General features: G+C 58.7%; 10 protein-coding genes. 8 read left to right on the top strand and 2 right to left on the bottom strand.

Annotated elements, in window-relative coordinates; genetic code table 11:
* The 3 genes from QRN38_RS04650 to QRN38_RS04640 all read left to right on the top strand — a co-directional run.
* Nucleotides 1-312: hypothetical protein (locus QRN38_RS04650; RefSeq protein WP_285362369.1), on the top strand; the 312-nt coding region annotated here is incomplete at its 5' end.
* 225 nt (nucleotides 313-537) lie between these two features.
* Nucleotides 538-1,425, top strand: a complete 888-nt coding sequence (gene rhtA / locus QRN38_RS04645) for a threonine/homoserine exporter RhtA (RefSeq protein ID WP_007247000.1) — start codon at nucleotides 538-540, stop codon at nucleotides 1,423-1,425.
* Nucleotides 1,426-1,590: 165 nt separating this feature from the next.
* On the top strand, nucleotides 1,591-1,905 hold the full coding sequence (locus QRN38_RS04640) for a hypothetical protein (RefSeq protein ID WP_003373224.1): 315 nt from the start codon (nucleotides 1,591-1,593) through the stop codon (nucleotides 1,903-1,905).
* Nucleotides 1,906-1,930: 25 nt separating this feature from the next.
* Here the strand turns inward: QRN38_RS04640 and QRN38_RS04635 are convergent, their stop codons facing one another.
* Together QRN38_RS04635 and QRN38_RS04630 are read right to left on the bottom strand one after the other, a co-directional pair.
* A complete protein-coding gene (locus tag QRN38_RS04635) occupies nucleotides 1,931-3,739 on the bottom strand; it encodes an aminopeptidase P family protein (RefSeq protein ID WP_057418986.1) in 1,809 nt (602 codons plus the stop codon).
* A 57-nt stretch (nucleotides 3,740-3,796) separates the two neighbouring features.
* A complete protein-coding gene (locus tag QRN38_RS04630; RefSeq protein WP_005760611.1) occupies nucleotides 3,797-4,978 on the bottom strand; it encodes a cysteine desulfurase family protein in 1,182 nt (393 codons plus the stop codon).
* Nucleotides 4,979-5,558: 580 nt separating this feature from the next.
* On the opposite strand from QRN38_RS04630, the gene QRN38_RS04625 reads away from it, so the two are divergent.
* The 5 genes from QRN38_RS04625 to QRN38_RS04605 are packed head-to-tail and all read left to right on the top strand — an operon-like array spanning nucleotide 5,559 to nucleotide 11,858.
* Entirely contained in the window at nucleotides 5,559-6,680 is a 1,122-nt protein-coding gene (locus tag QRN38_RS04625; protein WP_024668204.1) for a DegT/DnrJ/EryC1/StrS family aminotransferase, read from the top strand.
* Complete coding sequence (locus tag QRN38_RS04620; RefSeq protein ID WP_057418985.1) at nucleotides 6,668-8,200, top strand: lipopolysaccharide biosynthesis protein; 1,533 nt, start codon at nucleotides 6,668-6,670, stop codon at nucleotides 8,198-8,200. Before QRN38_RS04625 ends, QRN38_RS04620 begins: the two co-directional genes overlap by 13 nt.
* Before the next feature lie 3 nt (nucleotides 8,201-8,203).
* Nucleotides 8,204-9,139, top strand: coding sequence for a glycosyltransferase family 2 protein (locus QRN38_RS04615; protein ID WP_057418984.1), 936 nt, complete (start codon nucleotides 8,204-8,206; stop codon nucleotides 9,137-9,139).
* A complete protein-coding gene (locus QRN38_RS04610) occupies nucleotides 9,129-9,596 on the top strand; it encodes a low molecular weight protein-tyrosine-phosphatase (RefSeq protein ID WP_007246995.1) in 468 nt (155 codons plus the stop codon). Before QRN38_RS04615 ends, QRN38_RS04610 begins: the two co-directional genes overlap by 11 nt.
* Entirely contained in the window at nucleotides 9,597-11,858 is a 2,262-nt protein-coding gene (locus QRN38_RS04605; protein WP_057418983.1) for a polysaccharide biosynthesis tyrosine autokinase, read from the top strand.
* The last annotated feature ends 51 nt before the right edge of the window (nucleotides 11,859-11,909 follow it).

Here is an 11,909-nt window from a genome sequence, read left to right as displayed (position 1 = left end):
CACAAGCACCCACACGAATTGCTTGATTCAGTTGTTAAAGAGCGGGTGGTTAAGATCTTTCGTCTCAACCGAGGCGCGCATTCTACAGCGTCTCTTGTATCTGTCAAGCGGTTATTTTCAGAAGCTTTCAAAGTTTCCCTTGCAACTTCAACCACTTGCGCTTCGATCAACGCTGGGTTGCTCATCAGCGGGAGGCGAATTCTACAGCGTTACAACCGCGTGTCAAACTCTTTTTTCTCACCGCTGCCGATCAATCCAGACCCGACCTCCTTCCTCGCCGACTCTCTTCGTCAAACCCTTGTAAACTGTTGATCTACAAGGATTTTTCGTTTCCGTCTGCGCCGGAAGTGGGGCGAATTATAGATACATCACAGAGCGCGTCAACCGTTATTTTCCAAAACCTTGTTATTCCACGTTTCGCGATTACCTATATAGAAGAACACTCCTGGATTGCGCAATATATTGCCCATAACTCGATTATTCTCCATCATGTACTGGATACCCATATCCCCGCTTACGTCAGGACGCACCACCGAAATGTCTGATAAACCCCACACGCTTGCGTCTGCCCTGTTCCCGCTGGGCCTGCTGATCATCGCCATGATCAGCATCCAGAGCGGTGCATCATTGGCGAAGAGCCTGTTCCCTGTCGTAGGCGCGCAAGGCACCACCACTCTAAGGCTGGTGTTCGCAAGTCTCATTCTGCTGGTCATACTCCGCCCGTGGCGCGCGAGGCTGACTGCCAGGTCGCTGCGCACGGTGGTGATCTACGGCATTGCGCTGGGCAGTATGAACTTCCTCTTTTATATGTCCCTGCAGACTGTACCGCTGGGAATTGCCGTGGCACTGGAGTTCACCGGCCCATTGGCTGTCGCCCTGCTCTCTTCACGCAAGCCGATCGATTTTCTCTGGGTCACGATGGCGGTCATCGGCCTGTTGCTGTTGATACCCCTGAGGCACTCGGATGCCGCCATTGACCTGGCCGGTGCGGGCTACGCCCTGGGCGCAGGTGTGTGCTGGGCTGCTTACATAGTGTTCGGGCAAAAGGCAGGTGCCGACAACGGCGTGCAAACCGCCGCACTGGGCGTGATGATTGCCGCAATCTTCATCGCCCCCATCGGGGTCGTGCACGCCGGCGCTGCGCTGCTGGACATTTCATTGATACCGGCAGCAATCGGCGTGGCCATCCTGTCTACCGCCCTGCCCTACAGCCTGGAAATGGTCGCCCTGACCCGCATGTCAGCGCGCACGTTCGGCACACTGGCAAGCCTGGAACCGGTCTTCGCCGCACTCTCAGGACTGGTGTTTCTTCACGAAAACCTATCACTGACCCAGTGGCTGGCCATCGGCGCAATCATCTTCGCCTCGATTGGCGCAACCCTCAGCTCTGCCAACGCCAAACCACAATTGGTGCCCGCCGACTGAATGCAGCGGATGTCAGGAAACGATATGGCACTAGTATTTGTCTCACGCATGCGCCATGTTTACACCTGACTGATCCATTTTAGAGATTTTGCGTTACCGCTTTACCGATCGACACTCCAGCCAGTCAGATGGACCGCGATCAGTAATGGCCCGCTAAGGAAAGGAATGAAATACATTTTTATCGCATTGGCCATTTTCGCTGTGGCAGGTTGTGCAGCCACCTCCAAACCGGTCAAGCAAGGCAAGCGCGGCATTCACATCAATTGCTCGGGGCTCTCATCCTCCTGGGCCAAATGTTATGAGCTGGCGACCAATGCCTGTACTTCAAAGACCTTCAAGATCATTGCCAAGTCCGGTGATGCCACCGAAGAGCCGGAAGACTATCCGTTCGGCCTTAACCCTGCCGGCTACACCAGCCGCAGCATGATCATTGTCTGCAAGAAAGGCACACCGCTGGCCGATCCATTGCCGCAGGACTGATCCCGCAGCAACCGAAGGGTCTTTATCAGATGGCCGTTGTCCGGGCCTGCAACCATTGCAGTGCAGCCCCCTGCAACAGCGGGCTCAGCCGTGCCAGCACATTTGCGTGGTAGTCATTCAGCCAGTTGCGCTCTTCTTCGTTGAGCATCGAGACCTCAATGCAGCGGGTATCGATCGGGCACAGGGTCAGGGTTTCAAAGCGCAGAAACTCGCCGAACTCGGTTGCACCGGCTGGCTGGTTGATCACCAGGTTTTCGATACGCACGCCCCAGCGCCCGGGCCGGTAGGTACCTGGTTCTATGGACGTGATCATGCCAGGCAGCATCGCCGTCTGTGGCGTCGCCGGTGCCTGATAGGCGATGACCTGCGGCCCTTCATGCACATTCAGGAAATACCCCACACCATGCCCGGTGCCATGTCCATAGTTGACGCCGTCGCTCCAGATCGGCGCGCGGGCAATGGCATCCAGCAGCGGCGACAAGATCCCCTTTGGAAAATGAGTACGCGACAGCGCGATCACACCCTTGAGAACCCTGGCGCAGTCCTGCTTCTGCTCGGTGCTTGGCGTGCCTATCGCCACCATGCGGGTGATATCGGTGGTGCCGCCCAGGTACTGCCCACCCGAGTCGATCAGCAATAACCCGTCACCCTCGATCTGCGCATGTTCTGCTTCGGTCGCGCGGTAGTGCGGCATGGCCCCGTTGGCATTGAAGCCGGCGATAGTGGCGAAGCTGGGCGACATGTAGCCGGGGCGACGTTCCCGTGCCTGGGTGAGTTTTTCGTCAACCGTTACTTCGCTGACAGGCTCTTGCCCCAGCGCGCTGTCCAGCCAGGCAAAGAATTCGCACAACGCTGCGCCATCCTGCTCCATAGCCTGACGGATATGACCGGCATCAATCTCGGTCTTTTGCGATTTCAGCAATGTGCTCGGGTTCAATCCCTCGACCAGGGTGACTTCACTGTCCAGATAATCGAGCAGCCCACAGGTCACACGAGCCGGATCGACCAGCAGCCGCGCGTCTTTCGGCAACTCACGCAGCGCCGCGCCGATCTGGGTGTACTCCATGAGATTGATACCGTCGCGCTCAAGGCTGGCCCTTACATCACCCGGGACTTTCTTCGCGTCCACAAACAACGTGACGCTGTGCGGGCCGATCAGGGCAAACGATATGAACACCGGATTGTAGGAAACGTCCGCGCCGCGCAGATTGAACAGCCAGGCAATATCATCCAGCGTCGCGATAAAATGCCAGTCCGCGTTGCGCTCGCCCATGGAGTGACGAACGCGAGTGAGTTTTTCGCCACGATCAAGCGAAGCCTGCGGAGGCAGATGTTCGTAGATCGGTTGAGTCGGCAAGGCAGGACGGTCCGGCCACAGTTCGATAAGCAGGTCGATGTCAGTGCGCAAACGCGCGCCCCGCTCATAGAGCTTGCTGGCCAGCGTGCGTGAAGAAGCAACCGCCAGAACCGCGCCATCGACCGCCACCACCGTTTCAGCGGTGGCCTGATCAGCCAGCCACTCCAGCGGGCCTCGCTGGCCAGGCATCAGCTTGACCAGTTCGATACCGCTGCCGGCAAGCTCCTTGGTTGCCTGCTCCCAATAGCGGCTGTCCGCCCATACGCCTGCAAACTTCTGGGTGATGATCAGTGTACCGACCGACCCGTGAAAACCTGACAGCCATTGACGACCCTGCCAATAGCCGGGCAGATACTCGGAGAGATGCGGATCCGCCGACGGCACCAGATAGGCATCGATGCGCTCCCTGCTCATCAAGGCGCGTGTGCGCGCCAAGCGTACGGCCACTTCTGAACTGGCGTTGGATTGCGTGCTCATTGACTCTCCTGCTGACCCGGGAATTGACTGCTTTTACCGGTTCAGATAATGGAGCACTCATCGAGACTGAGCAACCGCCCAGAATGCCGGCTGAATCAGGCAGGCGCGGATAGACTCGGCGGCACGCTCGATATCCTGTTCGCGAGTGAAGCGCCCCAGGCTCAAGCGGATGGTCTGGCTGGCAGCCTGCGGGCTCAGGCCCAACGCCAGCAGGACATGTGAAGGCACATTCTTCGCCGAGTTGCAGGCGGAAGTGGAAGAAAATGCGAGTGTTTTGCCTAGCGCGGGGAGGTCCAGATCATTGTTGCCGAACGTAAAGCTGAGCGTGTGGGCAATCCGCTGCGTCGGACTGCCGTTGATACACAACCCCGCAATCCCTGCCAACCGTTCGCGCAGAAGACGATTCAGCCGTTCTGTTTCAAGAACTTCAGCGTCGAGCACGTCGGCCGCAAGGGCGAAGGCCGCGCCCATTCCAGCGATCTGATGCGTCGCCAACGTGCCTGAACGCAAGCCGCATTCGTGGCCGCCCCCGTGAATCTGGGCCAGAACCCGCTGTTGTGCACGCGGGCCAACGTACAAAGCACCAATGCCCTTGGGGCCGTAGATCTTGTGTGCCGAGAACGACATCAGGTCTACCGCCAGCCGACTCAGATCAATCGGCAACTTGCCAGCACCCTGCGCCGCATCAACGTGCAACAGCGCGCCATGACCGCGCACGCGCCTGCCGATTTCAGCAATATCGTTGACCGTGCCCAACTCGTTGTTGACCAGCATCAGCGAGACCAGAAACGTGTCATCGCGCAACGCGGCGCTGACCGCATCGGCAGTGATCAGGCCATCGCTGTCCGGCGCCAGCCAGGTGACCTCGACGCCTTGCTCCTCGAGCTGCCGGGCAGTATCGAGGGTAGCCTTGTGTTCGATCTGGCTGGTAATGATATGACCGGTCAGGCTTGCGAGTCTTTTTGCGCGTTCCTGAGCCACACCCTTGAGCGCCAGGTTGCTGGATTCGGTCGCGCCGGACGTCCAGATGATCTGCGAAGCCTGAGCGCCTACCAGACCTGCAACCTGCTCACGAGCATGCTCGACCGCGCGGCGAGCGTTTTGCCCAAATGAATGGGAGCTGGACGCAGGGTTGCCGAAATTACCCGATGCACCCAGGCACTCGACCATCACCTTGATGACTCGCTCGTCCACGGGCGTGGTAGCCGCGTAATCAAAATACAGCACTGGCTCATTCATGCGCGTTCCTCCGCTTGCAGACCATGAGCGAGATCATGCACGAAATCTGATAGAACTAAAAATTATCAATTAGAATTTATATATATCTTAAAGATATATACAGGGCCACGTACGTTGTTGCCTTCTACCCACCTGACCCGGTCGATGCGTTGACGTCCAGCGTTCTGCCTGCCCGCTGGCGAAGCGCCATTTAAATACAGCCCGTGGGTGATATTTTTTTGACACTCTTGTGAATCAATCAGTTAACTCACAACGAATACCGGTTATCAAAAAATTAACAGAAAGCTGACGAAATAATTTGACAGATTCACTGCCGCCAACGATATATAGGACTGCCAGACGCATCCCGGTTTCACGTCAATGCCACAGAGCAAGGCGTCGGGTAATCAAGTCGAAGTTGGCTGCAGTTCTGTCCCGCAATATCAGTTATTTCCACGGTGCTCATCGAGTGCTGGCGGATGTCTGTTGACTCCTTAAAACCCTTGAAAGTACTGAATGCATTCGGTGTGGCGGTAGCGTGCCCGGCCGTCAGCCACAGCTTGGCTCAGAGAAACAGACTCAGAGAAACAGGGAGGCTTCGATGATTAACGTGACCAAGACTTATCTGGGTGATATCGAACAGTTCAAGCGCTATGTCGAAGGCATTTATGCGCGCGGCTGGCTGACCAATCACGGCCCGCTGGCCAAGGAACTGACGGAGCGGCTCAAGGACTACCTGGGGGTCAGGCATATCATTCTGACCAACAACGGCACGCTGGCCCTGCAAGTGGCCTACCGCGCACTGGGCCTGAGTGGCAGCGCCGTGACAACACCGTTCAGCTTTGTCGCGACCAGCAGCTCGCTGAAATGGGAAGGTATTCGGCCGATCTTTGCCGACATAGACCCGGCCACATGGAACATCTCGCCGCAGCACATCAAAAACAGCATCGCCGAGGACACGAGTGCAATCGTGGCGACCCATGTGTTTGGCAACCCTTGCGCCGTGGAAGCCATCGAACAGATCGCCCGTGAACACACACTCAAGGTCGTCTATGACGGCGCACACGCATTCGGCGTGCGCCACGCGGGCCAGTCGGTGCTCAATCATGGCGATATCAGCACCCTGAGCTTTCACGCGACCAAGCTGTTTCACACCATTGAAGGCGGTGCGATCATCACCCACGATGACGAACTGGCCAGACGCGCTCATCTGCTGTGCAACTTCGGTATTTCCGGGGTCGACCGCATCGACGGTATCGGCATCAACGCCAAGCTCAACGAATTCTCCGCAGCCATGGGGCTGTGCATTCTGGACAACATCGGCAACATTCTTGAAGAGCGCGCAGAGATTGCGCACCGTTACACGTCGTCGCTCAAAGACTACCTGGACCTGCAACAACCCGAGACCGACAGCCAGCTCAATAACAGCTATTACCCGGTGGCGCTGCGCGATGAGCAGCAATTGCTGCAGGTGCGCACGGCACTGAATCTGCGCAATATCAACCCGCGCCGGTACTTTTACCCGTCGCTGGACACGCTGGAGTATCTGCAACCGCAGCCCGTCCAACCGGTGTCACGCGCGCTGAGCGAGCGAGTGCTGTGCCTGCCGATTTACCCCGGCCTGCAGAAAGCCGACCAGGCCCTGGTCATCCGTACGCTGATCGAAACCTGCAGCCTGAGCGACGCAAGCCAGCAGGCCGATGCCATTGCATGGGTCGGCTGATGGTCATGCAAAACAGACACTCGGTGATTCGCAATACCGTTCTGAACTACAGCGGGCAGGCCTACGTGCTGCTGATCGGGATTCTGATCATGCCGTTTTATCTGGGCCATCTGGGTGCCGAGGCCTACGGGCTGATCGGCTTCTTCACCCTGCTGCAAGCCTGGCTGCAACTGCTGGATGCAGGGCTGTCTCCCAGTCTGGTTCGCGCAGTGGCCCAGCAACAGAGCCTGCCGGCAGGTGAACAGAGCCTGGGGCGGCTGTTGCGCTCGTTCGAACTGATATTTCTGCCGTTGGCAGTGCTCAGTGGCGTGCTCATTGTCGCTGCCAGCGCCTGGATTGCGACCCACTGGCTCAATGCCAATACCCTGCAACCTGAAACACTGACCCATTGCATCGCGCTGATGGGCGTCATCATTGCCCTGCGTCTGTATTCGACGCTGTACAAAAGTGGCATTCAAGGCCTTGAACAGCATGCCTGGCTCAACGCTGCCAATGTATCGATCGCCACGTTGCGCTATTTCGGCGGTTTAGTGCTGGTCAGTCAGTTTTCCCGGGACCCGCGGGACTTCTTTGAATTTCAGGTGGCGGTCGGGCTGATCGAAACCCTGCTGTTCGCCGGCAAAGCCCACCGGCAGATGCCCGCCCCGCACTGGATGAGCGGGCTGGACTGGCCCTTGCTCAAACCGATCCTGCCCTTTGCCGCCAGCCTGTCGCTGAGCGCTGTGCTGTGGATCGTGCTGACCCAACTGGACAAAGTGCTGCTGTCCCGTCTCTTGCCGCTGGACCAGTACGGTTACTTTTCACTGGTGGCGTTGATTGCCGCCGGCATCATGATGCTGACCAACCCGCTGGTTCAGACGCTGCTGCCACGCCTGACGGTGCTGATGGCCGAGGGGCGTCGCGATGAGATGCACGCGTTGTTTCTGGCCGCCAACCGGCTTGTTTGTACCTGCCTGTTTCCTCTGGCAGCGCTTATTGCCCTGCAAGCCGAACCGCTGATCTTCGCCTGGACAGGGGACCAGGCCGCCGCGAGCTGGAGCGGCCCGGTGATGGGCTGGTATGCACTGGGCAGCGCGATCATGGCGGCCAGCGCCTTTCAGTTCTACCTGCAATACACCTACGGCCGCATGCACCTGCACCTCTGGTACAGCGTGATCTCGACGCTGATCAGCGTGCCCGTGATGTGCCTGGCGATTCATTGGCAGGGCGTGCACGGCGCGGCGCTGGCGTGGTTTTTCCTGCGTGCAACATCGTTCGCCATCTGGCCGGCCATCGTGCATCAGCGCCTGGCACCCGGCATCCATCGGGCATGGCTGAGCGACATGCTGCGCATCAGCGCAATGACCGCACTGGGGCTGGCGATCAGCACACCGGTCTTTGACCTGATTGCCGGTCAGAGCCGCAGCAGCCTGTTTATGGCGCTGGCCGCCAGCGGGCTGATCACCCTGACGCTGGTAGCGGCAAGCCACAAACCGCTGGCATCGAAAATCTATGTTTTGTTCAGCAAAACGAGTACCTGAGCCATGCCCATCATCACAAAAAACACCGACACGACCTGTCAGACGCCGCCGTTGCTGAGCATCATCTGCCCGGCCTATAACCAGGAAGCTTTCGTTGCCCAGGCGCTGGACGGTTTTCTGTCACAGCAAACCCGCTTCAACTACGAAATCCTGATCAACGACGACGCCTCCACAGACGGCACCGCGCGCATCATCGCGCAGTACGCCGAGCGGCATCCGACCATCATTCGGGCCTTCTACCAACAGGTCAATCAGTACAGCCAGGGCTTGCCCTGCGTTCCCGACCTGTTTGCCGAAGCGCGCGGTCGTTACATCGCCTACTGCGAAGCCGACGATTACTGGACCGACCCGCGCAAGCTGCAGCTGCAAGTGGACTTTCTCGAGAGCCATCCCGATTACGTCATTACCTACCACGACGCCGTCGCCTTCGACGAAAACGGTGAGTATGGCGTGCAGTTGCAAGGCCACCTGCGCGCCGACGCCACGGCGCTGGAGTTGCAGCAGGCACGTCGCCTGTCGACCCTGACGACCTGTTTTCGCAATGTGTTCAGCACGATGCCGCCGGAGCTGAACATCCGCGTCGCGCCGTTGAACGACATGTGCTGGTGGTCGTTGCTGGGCGCGCACGGCAAGGGCAAGTTCATGGCCGACATCAAGCCGGCCGCCTATCGGCTGCACGCGGGCGGGGTGTTCTCCATGCGCAGCGACAAGCGCAAGTTGCACATGAACCTGCAAACCTGCTCAAGCCTGGCCAACTACTACAACCTGCAAGGCAATCACGCGCTGTACGAGTATTTCCTGATGCAGACCGTGTGCCTTTCGCTGGCGGCGCTCACCCCGTCGCACAAACTGCAGACGCTGTGGCAAGTGGCGAGCAACGTGGTTGTCAACCTCAGCAGGCGTTTGTTGCCGACAACCGGCAAAGCTCATGTTCAGTAATGTGTTGGTGCTCTGCGTCGGCAACATCTGCCGCAGCCCGATGGCCGTCGCGATGATCTGTCAGCGCCTGGCGGCGACAAACCTTGGGGCAACACAGATGCATATTCAGTCGGCGGGTATTGCAGCGTTGTCGGGCTCGCCCATCGACCCCACAGCACAGGCCGTTCTGCAATCCCATCAGGTGCACCCGCAAGACCATACAGCGCAGCAGATGACCCGCGAACTGCTGCATCAGGCAGACCTGATCCTGCTGATGGAGCAGGCGCATGTTCATGACGTTCTCAAACGTGCGCCGGAAGTACGCGGCAGGACCTTCCTGATGGGTCAATGGCAACACCGGCTCGACATAGCCGACCCCTATCGGCTACCCACATCAGCCTTTGAACAGACCTACGCGCAGCTTTCGCGCTGTATCGACGACTGGCTTCCTCATTTCCAGGCAGGAGCAACACGATAAATGACCGTCATGAGCCGTCCTACCCTGGATTACTACCAGGACGCACGAATCGACCTGGCCACTGTACTGCGGATCCTGTTCGATCAAAAAGCCTTGGTCCTGTGGACCGTCGGCCTGTTTTTTCTGATTGGCCTGGCCTACGCCGTTCTCAGTACGCCGGTGTATCAGGCCAACGCCATGATCCAGATAGAGCCGAGAAAAATCGGCATCGAAGGCACCCCGGAGGTCAGCGGCAAACCGTTGTCAGTGTCCCAGGCAACCACCGAAATCGAGCTGATCAAGTCACGCGCGCTGCTGGGCAAAGTGGTCGACGACCTGCAGCTCAATGTGCTGCAAAAGCCCGATCTGTTCCCGGTGATCGGCCCTTATCTGTATCGCACGTTTGCACCGCCGCAGGACGGTGCACTGGCCGAGCCGTTGTGGGGCCTGTCGCACTACGCGTGGGGCGGCGAAAAGATCGAGGTCTTTCAACTGGAAGTGCCAGAGCACCTGCTGGGTGAGAAGCTCACCCTGACTGCCGGCAAGCCAGGCCAGTTCGCGCTTTACGACAGCGACCACAATCGATTGCTGGGCGGCGCCGTCAATCGCGTTATCGAGGGCAACGGGGTAAAGATTCAGATAGCTGCACTGCTGGCACGCCCCGGCACGGATTTCACGGTGTCCAGACAACGCACGCTCGGCACCGCGCTGATCTATCAGAATCGCCTGAAGATTGCTGAAGCAGGCAGAGACTCCGGCATCATCTACCTGTCCATCGAAGACCAGGATGCGCAACGGGCCAACCGGATTCTGGATCAGATCAGCCGTCTGTACGTCCGTCAGAATGTCGAGCGCAGCTCTGCGGAAGCCGCCCAGCGCCTGCAATTTCTGCGCTCGCAGTTACCGGCGGTGCGCAAGCAACTGGAAGAATCGGAAGCGGCGCTGAACGCCTTCCAGACCAGCGCCCGATCGGTGGACCTGAGCATCGAAACCAAAGGTTTGCTGGACCAGGTGGTGCATCTGGACTCGATGCTGTCCGAGCTGAAACTCAAGCGCGTCGAGCTTGAGCGGTTGTATACCCGCGAGCACCCGACCTATCGCAGCCTGATGAGCCAGATAAACCAGCTGGAACAACAGAAACAGGGCCTGCTGAAAAAGATCGAAACACTGCCCATGACCCAGCAGGAACTGCTGCGCCTGACCCGCGACATGCAGGTCACCAGCCAGACTTACACGCTGATGCTCAACAAGAGCCAGGAGCAGGACATTCTGCGGGCGGGCAACATCGGTAACGTGCGGGTCATCGACAACGCCGACAGCAACATCGAAAAGCCCGTAAAACCGATGAAGACCCTGATTGTGCTGATTGCCACGTTGCTGGGTGCACTGGCCGCGACGGTCATCATTTTCGTGCGCCAGGCGTTCTATCGCGGGGTTGAAAGCGCCGAGGTCATCGAAAATCTCGGCATGCCGGTCTACGCATCGCTGCCCTACTCGCGTCAGCAGGAACGTCTGGAGAAGCGCGGCAAAAACACGCGGGGCAAGAACATGCCCGGCGAGGAGCGCCATGGCAAAGACAGCCAGAGCGTGCAAGTGTCGAGACTGCTGAGCATTGCCGCCCCCAGCGAGCTGGCTATCGAATCGTTGCGCAGCCTGCGCACCAGCCTGCATTTCGCCATGCTTGAGGCGCGTAACAATGTGCTGATGATCTCGAGCCCCACGCCAGGCGCCGGCAAATCGTTCGTGTCGAGCAATCTGGCCGCGATCATTGCGCAGACCGGCAAGCGTGTGTTGCTCATCGATGCTGACATGCGCAAGGGCTACCTGCATCGCCTTTTCGGCCTGCAACCCAAGCACGGTCTGTCCGACACGCTGGCCGCGCGCTTGCGCTGTACCGAGGTCATCAATCCGACACGGATTCGCCACCTGGACTTCATCTCCTGCGGTTTCGCGGCACCCAACCCCTCGGAGCTGCTGATGCATGACAACTTCCACAAGATGCTGGCCGAACTGTCGCCGCTCTATGACCTGATTCTGGTCGACACGCCACCCATCCTTGCCGTGACCGACGCCACGCTGGTGGGACGTCAGGCAGGCACTTGCCTGCTGGTCGCGCGTTTCGGCATGACCACCGTCAAGGAAATCGAAGCCTGCAAGCGCCGCCTGGGCCAGAACGGCATTCTGATCAAGGGCGCCATTTTCAACGCGGTGGTACGCAAGGCCACGACGTCCGACTACGACTGCGCCGCCTACGGCTACAACTACCACCCTGCGCCCCGGTAGTACGCCAGCACCCGCTACCCCTTGAGCTGTTTCATTTAAAAGGAATTAACC

This window comes from Pseudomonas sp. CFBP2511 (genome assembly GCF_030209255.1).
Classification (GTDB): Bacteria; Pseudomonadota; Gammaproteobacteria; order Pseudomonadales; family Pseudomonadaceae; genus Aquipseudomonas; species Aquipseudomonas avellanae.
The sequence above is the reverse complement of the archived record's forward strand: the minus strand, read 5'-3'. Positions and strand labels throughout refer to the sequence as shown.

Excerpts from the sequence above, each read along its gene's own strand:
- rhtA (WP_007247000.1), top strand. The coding sequence starts at position 538 with ATGTCTGATAAACCCCACACGCTTGCGTCTGCCCTGTTCCCGCTGGGC.
- QRN38_RS04640 (WP_003373224.1), top strand. The coding sequence starts at position 1,591 with ATGAAATACATTTTTATCGCATTGGCCATTTTCGCTGTGGCAGGTTGT.
- QRN38_RS04635 (WP_057418986.1), bottom strand. The coding sequence starts at position 3,739 with ATGAGCACGCAATCCAACGCCAGTTCAGAAGTGGCCGTACGCTTGGCG.
- QRN38_RS04630 (WP_005760611.1), bottom strand. The coding sequence starts at position 4,978 with ATGAATGAGCCAGTGCTGTATTTTGATTACGCGGCTACCACGCCCGTG.
- QRN38_RS04625 (WP_024668204.1), top strand. The coding sequence starts at position 5,559 with ATGATTAACGTGACCAAGACTTATCTGGGTGATATCGAACAGTTCAAG.
- QRN38_RS04620 (WP_057418985.1), top strand. The coding sequence starts at position 6,668 with ATGGGTCGGCTGATGGTCATGCAAAACAGACACTCGGTGATTCGCAAT.
- QRN38_RS04615 (WP_057418984.1), top strand. The coding sequence starts at position 8,204 with ATGCCCATCATCACAAAAAACACCGACACGACCTGTCAGACGCCGCCG.
- QRN38_RS04610 (WP_007246995.1), top strand. The coding sequence starts at position 9,129 with ATGTTCAGTAATGTGTTGGTGCTCTGCGTCGGCAACATCTGCCGCAGC.
- QRN38_RS04605 (WP_057418983.1), top strand. The coding sequence starts at position 9,597 with ATGACCGTCATGAGCCGTCCTACCCTGGATTACTACCAGGACGCACGA.